Genomic DNA, 15075 nt, shown 5'->3' on the forward strand with positions numbered 1-15075 from the left:
ATTCAGAGAATTTCGCTTGTCTTGCTGTGATCAGCAGAGCCTCAAATTATATACTGGTTTTTGATCACCAGTCAAACTTTTTTGACTCTTTTTTCTGCCGCCTGACTGCTTGGCAATCAGCACTTTCGTTTTCAGCAGAGCCTTGAATTCTATACCGATTTTTGAGTCCCGGTCAACTTTTCAAGATCTTTTTTTTCTACTGAACTTTTCGCTTTCGCGGTAGCTGCAAATCCCGAAGAATCTGTTCGCTGTGTTCAGCAGAGCCATCGACTATAGCACGGTTGTTTTGCGCTTTTCAAGCACCGCTTAAAAAACTTTCTCAACTTACGCGTTGTTCACCATAAGAGGCAGTGAGCGCAAGCGCTTCCCTGTCAGTGCGTACAGGGCATTTCCCAATGCGGGCGCCAACGGCGGAACACCTGGTTCGCCCGCACCGCCAGGTGTTCTTTCGCTGGGGACAATATGAGTCTGCACAACAGGCGCCTGCGCCAGCCCCACCATGGCGTACTGGGGGAAATTCTTCTGGCGCACGACACCTTCTTCTATATCTATGCGGCCATGCAGCGCTGCGGTCAGCGCAAAGATAACGCTTCCCTCCATTTGCTGTGCCACGATGCCCGGGTTCACAACCGTACCGCAATCCACAGCACACACCACGCGGTGAACGCGCGGCATGCCATTGAGCAATGACACCTCCACGACCTGCGCCACGATGGATCCAAATGATTCATGCAGGGCGATGCCGCGGGCCCGTCCCTCGGGCAAAGCGCCGCCCCAGCCAGCCTTGAGTGCAGCCAGTTCCAGCACGGCCAGATGCCGGGGTGCTTCGTCCAGCAGGGAACGCCGGAAAGCGAGAGGGTCCTGTCCAGCCGCCCAGGCCAGCTCATCGAGGAAGCTTTCTGAAAAGAACGCGTTATGCGAATGCCCCACCGAACGCCAGTAGCCGACAGGTACGCCCGAGCGCGTGGCCACATGTGACATGGACTGGCTGGCAAAGCCGTAAGGCAGGTCGAACAAACCTTCCGCAGCACTCTTGTCGGGGGTATCAAAGGGTCCGGAAAGGGCCGGCAGGTTGCGTTCGAGCCATCTAGGCGTAATGGCGTCGCCGGCAGACTTGATGGACAGGCAGGTGACGTCGCCCTTTTCGTCCAGGGAGGCCCTCAGCCTGGCGACCTGCATGGGCCGGTAAAAATCGTGCGTAGTGTCTTCTTCGCGCGACCAGATCAGTTGTACGGGCCGGCCACCACATTCCACGGCAATGCGCACCGCCTGTGCCACACAGTCGACCTCCAGCCGGCGGCCAAAGCCGCCGCCCAGCAAGGTGACGGTGACATGAACATCTTCCTGAGCCACCCCGGCCACCCGTGCGGCAACGGCCACAGCCATCTGCGGCACCTGGGTCGGCGCCCAGAGCCATACCTTGCCGTCCATGACTTGCGCGGTGCAGTTCATGGGTTCAAGCGTGGCGTGGGCCAGGTAGGGCGCGCGATAAAGTGCCTCGATTTTTCGCACAGCGGATGCCTCGGCCTTGCCGGCATCGCCTTTTTCATAAAAGACATGGCCTTCTTCGCGTGCCAGAGCGGCTTCCAGCGATTGTTCAATCGCGCGGGTGTCCAGCGCGCCAGCGGGTCGCTGCTGCCACTCGACCGGCACCATCAAGGCCGCCTGCTGGGCCTGCCACCAGGTTTTACCCACCACGGCAAAGCCGGCAGTAGAGCCCGCATAGGCCGGCAGCCGCACCAGGCGCTCCACACCCGGCAAGGCCAGCGCCGTATTGACCTGGATCGCACCCGCTGAACCGCCCAGCATGGGACAAAGCCGGATCGCCGCATACACCATGCCCGGCAACCGGACATCGAGGCCAAAAACAGCCGTGCCATTGACCTTGGCAGGTAAATCCAGCCGCGGGGCGCTGCGCCCTATCAGCTTCCAGTCCCCGCGGCTTTTGAGTGTCACGTCGCCCGGCGGAGTCGCTGCGGCAAATTTCGCCAGTTCACCGTAGTGGGATGAGGGACCTGAAGGGTGCGAAATCACGCCGTTTTTGACTGTGAGCTCATCCACCGGCAATTTCCAGTCCAGCGAGGCGGCCCCCAGCAGGGATGCCCTGGCCGTGGCAGCGGCCAGCCGCACCACGTCCCAGGCATCCGCCAGGCTTGAGGAACCCCCTGTCGCGTTGATGCCGAGCTCACGGGCGACCTTGCCCATCATCCACTCGCCGATCCTGACCGGAGTAGGGCGAACCCTGGGGGCGCCTTCTTTGGCAAAGTCATCGACGTCCAGTGGGTGAAAAGGCAGGCTGCCCACCAGCATCGCGACATTACCGTAAATGGCATCAGAACCCGCCTGCGCCACGGTCACCCGCTGCAGCGGCACGTCAAGCTCTTCGGCCACCAGCATGGCCAGCGCCGTGTGCACGCCCTGGCCCATCTCGCTGCGCGGCATGGCCAGCACCACACCGCCGTCCGCCCGTATCTTGACCCAGCCATTGAACACCGCGCCATCAAGCTCGGGAATGCTCGCAGGCCAGGGCTTGGCCGGGCTGCCCAGCCGGGAGCGCGCCGGCAACAGGCTCCAGCCCACCAGCAATGCGCCTGCCGCACCGGTTGCACTGAGCAGCCAGGCTCTTCTCTTCATGAGGACGTGGCCCCCACGCTTTTCGCTTCGCGTAAGGCGCTGCCCCTTTTTTGCATATTCCGGGGCTCGTTTCCTTGGGGCGGCCCGGCGGAAAATTGAGCCCTAGGTGTTGGGCCCTTGCCGCCGGGCGCCATGCCGGCCGCGCGCTTGATGGCCACCCGGATCCGCTGGTAAGTGCCGCAGCGGCAGATATTGGTCATGGTGGCATCGATGTCCGCATCTGTCGGCTTGGGGATTTTGTCGAGCAGGGCGGCGGCCGCCATCAGCATGCCCGACTGACAATAGCCGCATTGGGGCACCTGTTCGGCAATCCAGGCGACCTGCAGGGCGTGGGGCTTGTCCGGCGCACCCAGCGCTTCAATGGTCTGAATGCGCTTGCCCACCACGGCGGACACCGGGACGACGCAGGACCGCACCGCTTCGCCGTCCACCCGCACCGTGCAGGCGCCGCACGCGGCCACGCCGCATCCGAACTTGGTGCCCGTCATGTTCAGCACGTCGCGCAGCAGCCAGAGCAAGGGCATGCCGGGGTCGGCGTCGGCCTGAACGGCCCGGCCATTGATTTGCAGTTCCAAGGTCCCTCCTTCAGCGATCGAATCGCCGGAACGGACGACTATATCGGCGAGGCGTGGCAAGCGATAGGGCGCAGATGCGACACCGGCCACCCACGTAATAACTTGTATTTAACGGATGGCACGTATGTGGCCAAGGGTGGGCTTGCGGGGCCGATGAAGAGCCTATAAAGAAACCGCGTCACGGCAGGGGCGGATAATCTGCCCCCTTATGGCACTTATTACCTTACTGGACGCCCAACTCGCTTTTGGGCACGTCGCACTGCTGGATCACGCAGATTTTTCCCTTGAAACCAACCAGCGCATCGGCCTGATCGGACGCAACGGCACGGGCAAGTCGTCCCTGCTGAAAATTCTCGCCGGCCTCGAAAAACCCGATGACGGCACGCTGCAACTGCAACAGAACCTGCGTATTGCCTACGTGCCGCAGGAACCCAGCCTGGACCCGCATGCTACGGTTTTTATAGCTGCCAGCGCAGGACTGGCGCGCACAAGGCATGTAGTTGAGCAATATCTCGCAGCCGACGAAAACACCGACCTGGACGCCCTGCAGTCGGAAATCGAGGCGCTGGACGGCTGGACCTGGGAGCAGCGGGTCGAGGAAACCCTGCACCGCCTGCACCTGGACAAGGACGCCATCGTCGGCTCGCTCTCGGGCGGTACCAAAAAACGCGTGGCGCTGGCCCAGGCGCTGGTCGCCAAACCCGACGTGCTGCTGCTCGACGAGCCGACCAACCACCTGGACCTCGATTCCATCGCCTGGCTGGAGGACCTGCTTGTCAATTTCAACGGCAGCATCATCACCATCACGCATGACCGGGCCTTCCTGGACCAGGTCGCCACCGTCATCGTCGAGCTCGACCGCGGCAAACTGAACAGCTACCCCGGCAATTTTGCCCAGTACCTGGTGCAAAAAGAAGAGCAGATGGCCCAGGAAGCCGTCATCAATGCCAAGGCCGACAAGCTGCTGGCGCAGGAAGAGGTGTGGATCCGCAAAGGTGTCGAAGCGCGCCGCACCCGCAGCGTGGCCCGCATTGGGCGCCTCGAAGCCCTGCGCGACAACCGTGCCGCACGGCGTGATGCGGTGGGCCGCGTCAACCTGGATGTCTCCAGCGGCGAGAAGAGCGGCAAGATCGTCGCCGAGCTCACCGACGTGAGCAAGAGCTTCGGCCATCCCGGTTCGGAAAAGCTCATCGTTAACAAGTTCACCGGCACGCTGCTGCGCGGCGACAAGGTCGGCCTGCTCGGCCCCAACGGCGCAGGCAAAACCACGCTGCTCAAGCTCATCCTGGGCGAGCTGCAGCCCGACGTGACGAATCCGCCCGGCAAGATTCGCCAGGGTGCCAACCTGCAGGTCGCGTACTTTGACCAGATGCGCGACAGCCTGGACCTGGACGCCACCCTGGAAGACTTCATCAGCCCCGGCAGCGAGTGGGTCGAAATCAACGGCCAGAAAAAACACGTCAAGAGCTATTTGACCGACTTCCTGTTCTCGCCCCAGCGCGCAAATTCACCGGTGCGCACCCTGTCAGGCGGCGAGCGCAACCGGCTGCTGCTGGCGCGCCTGTTCGCGCGGCCGGCCAACGTGCTCGTGCTCGATGAGCCCACCAACGACCTGGACATCGACACCCTCGAATTGCTGGAAGACCTGTTGCAAAACTACGAAGGCACGGTGTTCCTGGTCAGTCACGACAGGCGCTTCCTGGACAACGTGGTCACCAGCACCATTGCCTATGAAGGTACGCCCGAGAACCCGGGCTTCTGGCGTGAGTACGAAGGCGGCGTGACGGACTGGATCACGCAATCCAAACGCGCAGCGCAGATCACCGGTGCCAACAAGCCCGCCAGCAGCCCCGCCGGCAGCAAAACTTCAAGCAAAACAAGCCCGCAGCCCAATAAGGACGAGCGCGAACCGCTATCAAAAAAGAAGCTGAGCTACAAGGAGCAGCGCGAGCTCGACGGCCTGCCGGCGCTGATCCAGCAATTGGAGTCGCAGCAAAAAGCCATCGAGCAGGAGCTCTATGACGGAACGCTCTACACCACGAATGCCAAACGGGCGGCGGAACTCAACGCGCGCAACAGCAAGATCGAGGAAGAGCTGATGGCCGCACTGCAGCGTTGGGAAACGCTGTCGTCTTAACGCGCCGGCTTCGCGTGTTTCCGGCGCGGTCAGTGTAGTCAAGCCTCGCGCCTACAAGAAAAATAGGCGCGAACGCAGGGACCGGCGGCACCAAATACATCTCCTTACGCTAAAGTGGCCTGCACCATGCAGACCACTTCCCGCGCCCTTCCCGGCATCCGCTTGATCCCGCACACAGGCTGGCGCGCGTTGCAGGGGCTGGCCATGGCCTTCGCCGCTCTTTGGATAGCGGGTTGCGCCTCGCTACCCAGCGAGGTCGACCGCCCGGTTTCCACCGCGCTGGCCAACCCGGCCGAAACGCGCCTGGGCAGCCTGGTGGCAGCCCGTGCGGCCAAGGCCGGCACGCGAAACGATTCGGGGTTTGCGCTGGTCGGCGACGCAGAACTGGCTTTCACCAGCCGCATGACGCTGATCAAGGCGGCGCAAAAGACACTGGATATCCAGTACTACGCCATCTTTGCCGACGAAACCACCGAACGCATGTTTGAGGCGCTGCGCGAAGCAGCGGGCCGTGGCGTGCGGATTCGCATCCTGCTGGACGACTTCAACACCTCGGGTAAAAACGCGCAGGTACTGAAACTGGCTTTTGAGAAAAACATCGAGCTGCGCCTCTTCAACCCCCTGCCGGGCGGCCGCGGCTCCCTGATGTTCCGCATCCTGGGCAACCTCAAAGACACGGCGCGCATGCAGCGGCGCATGCACAACAAGATCTTTGTGGCGGACAACGCCGTGGCGATCACCGGCGGGCGCAACCTGGGCGAAACCTACTTCGGCCAAAGCACCGGTACCAATTTTGTGGACATCGACGTGTTGGCGGCCGGCCGCATCGCGCAAGATCTGTCGCGCAGCTTTGACCAGTACTGGAACAACCCGCTGGCATACCCGGTGCAGTCGCTGATGACCGAAAAGGAAATCGACGCACTCAAGCGCAAGCCGCCGGCCCCTGAAAACCGTTCTTCTCCCGCAGGCACGGCGCAGGCCGCTACCCTCCAGGCGGGTGACGGCGCGGTACCCCCCTCAACCCGGCCGGAACGGGCGACCTCTGCATTGCCGACGCTGCCGGATTCGACCGACCTGCGGCTCTTAACCTGGACCTGGGCGCCCTCGGTGCTGCTGGTGGACAAGGCGTCCAAGATCGCCGCCGACGCCGACACCACTGAAGAATCGCAGGACACCACGGTCGACGGGCTGCTGCAACTGATGTCGCAGGCCAAAAACAACCTGCTGATCGTTTCGCCGTACTTCGTGCCCGGCGAACGCATGATGAAGCAGTTTGCCGACCTCCGGCAACGCGGTATTCGTGTGCGGGTGCTCACCAACTCACTGGCATCCAACGACGCGCCGGCTGCCCACGTCGGTTACGCGCGCTACCGCAAGGCCTTGCTGGAGATGGGCATCGAGATTTACGAAATGCGCGCCGAGCAGGAAGGCTCTTTCAGCAGCTTCGGCTCGGCAGCGATCGCGGGGGGATCCACGGGCGGTTCCACCGGCGGCTCACGTGCCAGCCTGCATTCCAAGGTCGTCGTCATGGACGACCGGATGCTGGTCGTGGGCTCCATGAACCTGGACCTGCGCTCGCAGCTGCAAAACAGCGAAGTGGCCATCGTCATCCGCAACCGCGCCATCTCGGCCGAAGCCACGCGGCTGATCGAACCTACGCTGGCGTCGGGCGCCTACCGGGTCGAGCTGGAGAACAGCCGGCTGGTCTGGCGCGCGCCGCAGGGCTCGCCCCTCAAGGACTCCATGATCGAGCCGGATGCCAGTTGGGGACTGCAACTGATGCTCAAGCTGATCGGGCCCTTTGCGCCGGAAGAGATGCTTTAAAGATCGGGGCTTTGGCTCATCAAGCGGCCGCTGCAGCCTTTTGAATGGCTTCCCGGTGGGCGCCCGACTCGTCCTGAAACCCTGATTTCTGGTTTACATGACGCCCCTGCCGCGCTGCGCCCTGTCTTCCGGCGTGCAGCGGCGCAGCCGGCCGGGCGGCACCCAGCAGATCGGCCAGGCAATTGGGGCGGCCGCGTGCGCCGCTGGCCAGGTAGTCGGCCAACAGTGCGCTGAGCACCTCTGCGCTGACCAGGCCCCGCACTGCGGTGAGATGCTCAAACAGCAAATCCACCAGTTTCTCAGGTGCGAACTCATGGGTTTTACCGGTGCTGGCCCAGAGCCAGTCGCTGAAATGCAGAAAATGGCCGAATGCCGAGCCCGGTGCCAGGAGCAGCTGGAGCCCCCGTGCAAAACGCCCTGAGTTGGCCAGCATTTCCCAATACCGTGCGAAGCGGTTGATGCGCTGCATGGTGACAAAGTCAATCGTGGAGCTCTGCAAAATCGTGTACGGCGTCTGCGGGTCATACGCCATGGCGAACTCCGCCGTGTGCCGGGTAATCGGAGTGCCGCGCAAGCGCTTCAGGATGCCGAACTGGATTTCATGCGGCGCCAGTTCATGCAGGCGATCAAAACCCTCGGCGAAGCTCTCCAGCGTCTCGCCGGGCAAACCGAAGATCAGGTCTGCGTGCACATGGGCCTGGCTCTCGTTCACCAGCCAGCGCAAGTTGTCCGCGGTCCTGGCGTTGTCCTGCTTGCGCGAAATGCGCTGCTGCACCTCGGGGTTGAAGCTCTGGATACCGACTTCAAACTGCAGCGAACCTGCCGGGAACTGTGCAATCAGCACTTTGAGCCGGTCGGGCAGGCTGTCGGGCACCACTTCAAAATGCACGAACAGGTCAGGCGCCATCCGGTCCAGGAAAAACTGCAGGATGCGCACCGAGTTCTCGACCTTCAGGTTGAACGTGCGGTCCACAAACTTGAAGTTGCGTGCGCCGCGCCGGTAGAGTGCGTCCATCCCGGCCATGAACGCGTCCAGATCGAAAGCCCAGGCGGTCTTGTCGAGCGAGCTCAGGCAAAACTCGCACTTGAAGGGGCAGCCGCGCGAGGCTTCGACATACAGCAACCGTTTGGCAAGGTCTTCGTCGGTGTATTCGCCATAAGGCAAGGCCAGCGCCTCCAGTGCCGGCTGCTCCCCCGCAACGACCTTCATCAGCGGTTGCGGGCCCTCGAGCAAGGCACGGCAGAGCTTGGGAAAACTCACATCGCCCCAGCCGGTGACCACATGGTCGGCCAGGCGGCAGATTTCCTGTTCGCCCGTCTCGTAACTGACCTCGGGTCCGCCCAGCACCACCTTGATGCCGGGCCTCAGGGTTTTGAGCAGGCGCACGACCTGGGTGGTTTCCACCACGTTCCATATATAAATGCCGAGGCCGATGACTTCAGGATCGAGCGCCAGCAACTCCTCGACGATCTGCATGGGCCGTTGCTGGATCACAAATTCGCGCAGCAACGTTTGTGCGCGAAGGCCGGGGCCGCCATGCAGGTCCATATTGGCCAGCAGGTAGCGCAGGCCCAGCGAAGCGTGGATGTACTTCGCGTTGAGGGTGGCGAGGACAATGCGCGGCATGCCCCTATTATCTGGGCTGACTCTGAAAACGGCTGTAATAAGGCAGCGTGAAAACGGACTAACCGTCATCGAGCGATGCCCGCATGCTGTCTTGCCTCCTAGCCTTCCAGGAACTAATCTCTGCGCCACCCGCTCACACTTGCACAATGAATGCCCTGCGTTTTCCGTTTGCCAAGCTAGCCGCTACATTTTTGATAGCTGCTTGCGCAATCCCCGTGCCCGCCAGCGCCCAAAAGGCCTTTAGCGACATTCTGGGCAAAGGCACCCCGGGCACAACCGGTGCGGTGGTCACAACGGAGCAGGTCAGTGCCGAACTGCTGGCCTGGGCGCCGCAAGGCGTGGAGCCCGGCAAGCCGGTCTGGGTGGGGCTGCGGCTCACGCACCAGCCCGAATGGCATACCTACTGGAAAAACTCCGGTGATTCCGGGCTGCCGACGCAGCTCGACTGGCAATTGCCCGCCGGCATCACTGCAGGCGATATCGCCTGGCCGACGCCCAAAAAAATCCCGATTGGCACGCTGGCCAACTACGGCTATGAAAAGGCGGTGCTGCTGCCCGTGCCTTTGACCGTGGCGCCCGGTTTCGCCGCCAGGCAGCTGGACGTCAAACTCAAGGCGTCCTGGCTGGTGTGCCGCAAGGAATGCATTCCGCAAGAGGGTGACTTTTCACTGAGCATCCCGGTGCGAAGCTCGACCGCGGCCAGCGGCCAGTTGTTTCAGGACACGTTCGCCGCCACGCCCAAAACTCTGGCCGCCGGCGCCAGCCAGGTGGCAGTCGAAGGCAAGGCGATCAGCATTTCCCTGGCCGGCTTGCCCGCTGCCCTGCAGGGCAAAACACTGGCGCTGTACCCCGAAACCGGTAGCGTGATCGAGCCCGCCGCCCCCTGGCAACAGGCTTGGCAAGGCGCGGTGTGGACGGCCCAGGTGCCCCTGTCGGGCCAGCGCACCGAAAGCCCGGCCAGCATGCCGCTGGTGGTGGCCCTGGAGAACGCCGCCTATCGCATTGACGCGCCGGTCAAAGGCCCTTGGCCTGCGCCAGCGGCTGCCACCGTCGTGCCGCCGGCACTTGAAGCGGCCTTGCGCGCCAACGCGTCGGCCGGTGCGGCACCCGTGCAAACCAGCGCACCACCGGTCGGCCTCATCGCCGCCATGCTGGGTGCATTGCTCGGCGGCCTGATCCTCAACCTCATGCCCTGTGTGTTTCCGGTGCTGGCCATCAAGGTGGTGGGTTTTGTGCAGGTGAAGGACCAGGCCACGCGCCTGACCACCGGCCTGGCTTACACCGTGGGCGTTATGGTGTCTTTCCTGGCGCTGGGTGCACTGCTGCTGGGTTTGCGCGCCGCGGGCGAGCAACTCGGCTGGGGCTTTCAGTTGCAAAACCCGGCGGTAGTGGCATTGCTGGCGGCGCTGTTCACCTTGTTGGGCCTGAATCTGGCAGGCCTCTTCGAATTCGGCAACATCCTGCCGGGCCGGCTCGCCGGCTGGCAGGCGAAAAATCCCACCGTCAACGCATTTTTGTCGGGTGTGCTGGCCACCGCCATTGCATCGCCCTGCACCGCTCCTTTCATGGGCGCCTCGCTGGGCTATGCGGTGGGGCTTCCGGCGCTTGAAGCGCTCGCGATTTTCGCGGCCATCGGTATAGGTATGGCATCGCCTTATCTGGCGGCGAGCGCCATACCGGCCGTGGCAAGAATGCTGCCGCGTCCCGGCCCCTGGATGGTGACCTTCAAGCAGCTGATGGCTTTCCCGATGTTTGCCACAGTCGCCTGGCTGGTCTGGGTGCTGGGCCAGCAAAGCGGCATCGACGGCGCGGGTGCACTGCTGGCCTTGCTGGTATTGATGGCACTGGCGATCTGGGCCTTTACCCTGCGCGGCACGGCACGCACGCTGCTGGCAACCTTTTCCGTGGCGCTGGGTGCGCTGGGGCTGTGGGCCATTGGCCCGAACATCACCAAGCCTGCGGCCCTGGTGTCGGCAACACCGGCAGTGGGCGGTTGGCAAGCCTGGGAGCCGGGCCGGGTTGACCAGCTCACCGCGCAAGGGCAAAGTGTGTTCGTGGATTTCACCGCCGCCTGGTGCGTGACCTGCCAGTACAACAAAAAGACCACCCTCTCGAATGCCTCGGTTCTGGCCGACATCGAAACGAAGAACGTGGCGCTGTTGCGTGCCGACTGGACGCGGCGCGACCCGGCAGTGACAGCGGCACTGAAGCAACTGGGCCGCAACGGTGTACCGGTATATGTGATTTACAAGCCCGGCCGCGCGCCGCTCGTGCTGTCGGAGATTTTGTCGGTGGACGACATGAGGGCCGAACTGGCCAAGCTGTAAAGAACCTGTTGTCGTGTTGTTGATTATTTCTTCCTGAAGGAGTTCAAGCCATGTTGAATACCCCTCTGCAGCCCGTCCGGGCACTTACCCGCCGCAACTTTTCCGGCGCTCTCGTTGCCGCCCCCTGGCTGGCGTCGGCCGCCTTTTCCGTGCAGGCGGCCACAGCAAGTGTCGGCCAGGCAGCCCCCGACTTTTCAGCCCCCGACACGGCTGGCAAGACCCGCAACCTGGGCGATTACAGAGGCAAGCTGGTGGTGCTGGAATGGACCAATCCGGGCTGCCCTTTTGTGCGCAAGCACTACAGCGGCAACATGCAAGGCCTGCAAAAGGAATTCACCGCCAAAGGCGTGGTGTGGCTGTCCATCAACTCCACGGAGGCCGAAAGCAGCGACTACCTGGCGCCGGCCAAACTGGCCGGCTGGATGGCCGAGAAACAGGGCCAGCCGACTGCGACACTGATGGACGAGTCAGGCAGGATCGGCCAGCTTTACGGCGCCAAGACGACACCGCACATGTACATCATCAGTCCGCAGGGCCAGCTGATTTACGCAGGCGGTATTGACAGCATCCCTTCTGCCCGCGTTGACGATATCAAGACCGCCACCAATTACGTGCGCCAGGGCCTGACCGAAGCGCTGGGCGGCAAGCCCTTGAGCGTAGCAACCAGCCGGGCTTATGGCTGCTCCGTCAAATACAAGGCATGAACCAGCCATGAACCCCTTGCCACCTGCGGAGCGCATGCCGCACATCCTCAACCACTGCCGCACCATCGCGGTAGTGGGCTTGTCGCCCAAGCCTCACCGCGCCAGCTTTGATGTGGCGCGCTACATGCAGGCCAATGGCTACCGCATCATCCCGGTCAACCCGAACGCCGCCGAGGTGCTTGGCGAAAAGGCCTATTCGACGCTGACCGAAGCCGCGCAGCACGAAAAGATCGACCTGGTGAACTGCTTTCGCAACAGCGAAGATATTCCGCCAGTGGTCGACGAAGCCATTGCGATAGGCGCCAGGGCCGTGTGGATGCAGCTCGGAATTTCCAACGCCACGGCAGCTGCGAAGGCGGAAGCGGCGGGCTTGCTGGTGGTACAGGACCACTGCCTCAAGATTGACCACCGGGTGCTGCTATCCCGCGGACTGTTGCACCCGATTGCCCAAGTGGGCGCGGCTTCCGCCTGAGCTTGCCCCTGCAGCCGGCGGCAGCCCGGGAAAGCCATGCTTGCGCGGCGCGGCGCAGCCGCTGAAAATGCCCCATGTCCTTGCGCACGGCACCCATCTCCCTTCCCGCACCAGCCATTTCTCCTTCCATTTTTTCATTCTTCCGCCCTCCCTTGCTGCTGGCCCTGGCTGCATTGGCCGGGTGCGCCAGCCAGGCGCCCACGCACAAGGGCGAAGCACAGGCCGCCCCGATGGCCGCCAGCGAGATCGGCCAGTCGGACGTGAACCGCATGGCCACCCTGGGCATGCGCGATAACCTGGAGGGTTTGCTGCGCCTGGCCGACAAGCTGTACCGGCGCAACCCGGCGGAATGGCGGAAAACCAGTACGCTCGGGCGCGACGCGGCCCTTGCCCAGCTGCGCGTGGCGGTCGATACCCGTACGCCCTGGCCCGAACTGCAGGGCAAGCGCGACATCGCCGCGCTGTCGCTGGCGCTGGGGCCCGACTTCAAGGGCGACCGCGTGGCGGCGTTCATTTATGCCAGCGCCGACATGGTGGTCACGGCCCACGGCGGGAAAACAGCATATTACCTGACCGACAGCCTGGATGCGCAATACATCTACAACGCCGCCCGCAACATTGAAATCGCCGTATGGATGCTGTCCAACCGGCGCAATGCCGCAGGCCAGCCCTTGCTGCTGGCCGATGAAATCACCGAGCGCGAGCGCAACCTGAGCTTTGAGCGCGAGTTCGGCAAAATCATTGGCCGGCTGGATCTGCTGGCCTCAGTGCTGACGGAGAAGTACCGGCGCGCGGTGATCACCTATGTTCAGAACTTGCTGGGCGGCACGTTCCTCCAGTTCTTGCCCGTCAGGTAGGTTCACCCCCTTCTCGGCTCACTGCGTGTAGCCGGATCCCCCCTTGCAGGGGGCGGCCGCTGCGGCCCGGCAAAGCCGGTTCCGCGCGGCCACTGGATGGGAGAGAGGTTTCCGGCGCGGGGCGATCCTGGGCGGAGACAATAGGCTTTTGCCAATCGTTTTTCCGGAAGCCTCCATGCCCGACAACTATTTGCCCGAAGTCAGAAACCAGTATGAGGCGCTGCCTTATCCGCCCTGCAATCCGCAGGACGACCAAAAGCGCCTGGTGCGGACCTGGCTGGAAGATTTGCCCATGATCAATCACTATTGCTTTGCGGGGAAGCAGTCGTTCCAGAATGGCTTTCGTGCGCTGGTGGCAGGCGGCGGCACCGGCGACGCCACCATTTTCCTGGCCGAGCAGTTGCGCGACACCGACGCACAAATCGTGCATCTCGACATGAGTGGAGCCAGCATCGCACTGGCGAAGGAGCGCGCGCAGATTCGCGGGCTGGCAAACATCACCTGGGTTCACGATTCATTGCTGAACCTGCCGGCCCTGGCGGCAGAGCTCGGCACCTTCGACTACATCAATTGCAGCGGCGTGCTGCACCATCTGGCCGATCCCGATCTGGGATTCAAGGCGCTGCGCAGCGTGCTCAAGGACGATGGCGCCATCGGACTCATGGTGTATGCCACCACGGGCCGCACCGGCGTGTACCAGATGCAGGAACTCATGCGCCTGGTCAACGGCGACGAGGCGGATGCGCAGCGGAAAATCGCCAACACGCGCGACTTGCTGGCTAGCCTGCCCGCCACCAACTGGTTCAAGCGCAGCGAAGACCTGCACCACGACCACAAGATGGGCGACGCAGGCATCTACGACCTGCTGCTGCATTCGCAGGACCGCTCATACAGCGTGGGCGAGCTGTTTGACTGGCTGGGCGGCGAAGCGCATGGCGCAAAGAGCGGACACGGCATGCACCTGGAGTTCACCGATGTACAGCGCGGCCTTTCGCCTTATTTGCCGCACATGGTGCTGGGAAGCAAGCCGCCGGCCATGGCCGCGGCATTGCGCAAACTGCCGCGGCGCAAGCAGTACGAAATGGCCGAACTGATGGCCGGTACCCTCATCACCCATTCGCTATACGTCACGCACGGTGACACTTGCAAGGCGCCCTATGGCGATGCGGAATACGTGCCGTTTTTCTACCACGAGCCCCTGACCGGCGAACTTGCCGCGCAGGTGTTCGGCAGCAACCGGGGCCAGCCCTTCATGCTCAGGCACCAGCATTCAGGCATCGCGGTCATGGTCAATCCCGGAAAATACGGCGCGAAGATTCTTTCGCTGGTGGATGGCCAGAGGAGTTTTGGCGAAATCTTCGACCAGTTCCGCGCTGCATGGCAAGGCAAGGCCGCGGCACCCGACAATGCCACGCTGTTTGCCGACTTCGCCGAATCCTTTGGCACACTGGCTGCCCTCGACAGGCTGCTGCTCAGGCATCCCTCGGCCGGCCCGTTAGCGGCCGGATAAGCATCCCGTCAGGGGTCCGGCCGGGCGGCACTCATGCGGCCGAGCCGGACAATTTGGGTGCCGCCAGGGGCTCTGTGGTCTGCAGATCCACCACCAGCACAAGCTCTCCGCCAAACCTGCCGATGCCCAGGCCACTCATCAGGCGTTGTTCTTCCTCGGCTGTGGCCATGCGCAGGAAGCACAGGGCCTGTTGCTTGCCGGCGTGGGAGGCCGGCAGGATATTGAGCTGGGTGACGGAGCCAAAACGGGAACACATGTTTCTCAGGACCGTTTGCAAAGTGTCGATATCGGGGCATTGCTGCAATTGATCGAGTTCAAGAGGGGGCATTTGTGCTTCGCTGAAGAGGAAAGATCACGAAAATCGGGAAACCTGAGGAGGCAGGAGCGATGGGCGATGAGAGGTGTTGC

General features: G+C 62.8%; 10 protein-coding genes and 1 pseudogene. 7 read left to right on the plus strand and 4 right to left on the minus strand.

The window, feature by feature from the left end; all coding sequences use genetic code 11:
- Positions 1–324: 324 nt before the first annotated feature.
- Both AC1DU8_RS19055 and AC1DU8_RS19060 read right to left on the minus strand, forming a co-directional pair.
- A complete protein-coding gene (locus AC1DU8_RS19055) occupies positions 325–2634 on the minus strand; it encodes a xanthine dehydrogenase family protein molybdopterin-binding subunit (RefSeq protein WP_457282700.1) in 2310 nt (769 codons plus the stop codon).
- A 137-nt stretch (positions 2635–2771) separates the two neighbouring features.
- A pseudogene (locus tag AC1DU8_RS19060) lies at positions 2772–3209 on the minus strand ((2Fe-2S)-binding protein); the annotation flags it as partial.
- A 208-nt stretch (positions 3210–3417) separates the two neighbouring features.
- Here AC1DU8_RS19060 and AC1DU8_RS19065 point away from each other — a divergent pair.
- A complete protein-coding gene (locus AC1DU8_RS19065) occupies positions 3418–5346 on the plus strand; it encodes an ATP-binding cassette domain-containing protein (RefSeq protein ID WP_477666851.1) in 1929 nt (642 codons plus the stop codon).
- A gap of 126 nt (positions 5347–5472) precedes the next feature.
- Positions 5473–7170 carry a phospholipase D-like domain-containing protein gene (locus AC1DU8_RS19070; RefSeq protein WP_477689815.1) on the plus strand — a complete coding sequence of 566 codons (1698 nt, stop codon included), beginning with the start codon at positions 5473–5475 and terminating at the stop codon, positions 7168–7170.
- 19 nt (positions 7171–7189) lie between these two features.
- Here the strand turns inward: AC1DU8_RS19070 and AC1DU8_RS19075 are convergent, their stop codons facing one another.
- Positions 7190–8797, minus strand: coding sequence for a B12-binding domain-containing radical SAM protein (locus tag AC1DU8_RS19075; protein ID WP_457282697.1), 1608 nt, complete (start codon positions 8795–8797; stop codon positions 7190–7192).
- 146 nt (positions 8798–8943) lie between these two features.
- Between AC1DU8_RS19075 and AC1DU8_RS19080 the strand changes: the two genes are divergently transcribed.
- From AC1DU8_RS19080 to AC1DU8_RS19100, 5 genes are all read left to right on the plus strand, one after another.
- Positions 8944–11124 (plus strand): protein-disulfide reductase DsbD family protein, encoded by a 2181-nt coding sequence (locus AC1DU8_RS19080; protein ID WP_477727155.1) that lies wholly within the window; start codon positions 8944–8946, stop codon positions 11122–11124.
- 50 nt (positions 11125–11174) lie between these two features.
- On the plus strand, positions 11175–11828 hold the full coding sequence (locus tag AC1DU8_RS19085) for a thioredoxin family protein (RefSeq protein WP_457282695.1): 654 nt from the start codon (positions 11175–11177) through the stop codon (positions 11826–11828).
- Positions 11829–11835: 7 nt separating this feature from the next.
- Positions 11836–12300, plus strand: a complete 465-nt coding sequence (locus AC1DU8_RS19090; protein WP_477666855.1) for a CoA-binding protein — start codon at positions 11836–11838, stop codon at positions 12298–12300.
- Positions 12301–12374: 74 nt separating this feature from the next.
- Positions 12375–13157 carry a hypothetical protein gene (locus tag AC1DU8_RS19095; RefSeq protein WP_477666856.1) on the plus strand — a complete coding sequence of 261 codons (783 nt, stop codon included), beginning with the start codon at positions 12375–12377 and terminating at the stop codon, positions 13155–13157.
- Between the two features lie 175 nt (positions 13158–13332).
- On the plus strand, positions 13333–14667 hold the full coding sequence (locus AC1DU8_RS19100) for a class I SAM-dependent methyltransferase (RefSeq protein WP_477727156.1): 1335 nt from the start codon (positions 13333–13335) through the stop codon (positions 14665–14667).
- 31 nt (positions 14668–14698) lie between these two features.
- On the opposite strand, the gene AC1DU8_RS19105 is transcribed toward AC1DU8_RS19100, so the two are convergent.
- A complete protein-coding gene (locus tag AC1DU8_RS19105; protein WP_457306745.1) occupies positions 14699–14995 on the minus strand; it encodes a hypothetical protein in 297 nt (98 codons plus the stop codon).
- Between the last annotated feature and the right edge of the window lie 80 nt (positions 14996–15075).

It is taken from the genome of Polaromonas sp. P3_A5 (genome assembly GCF_056403055.1).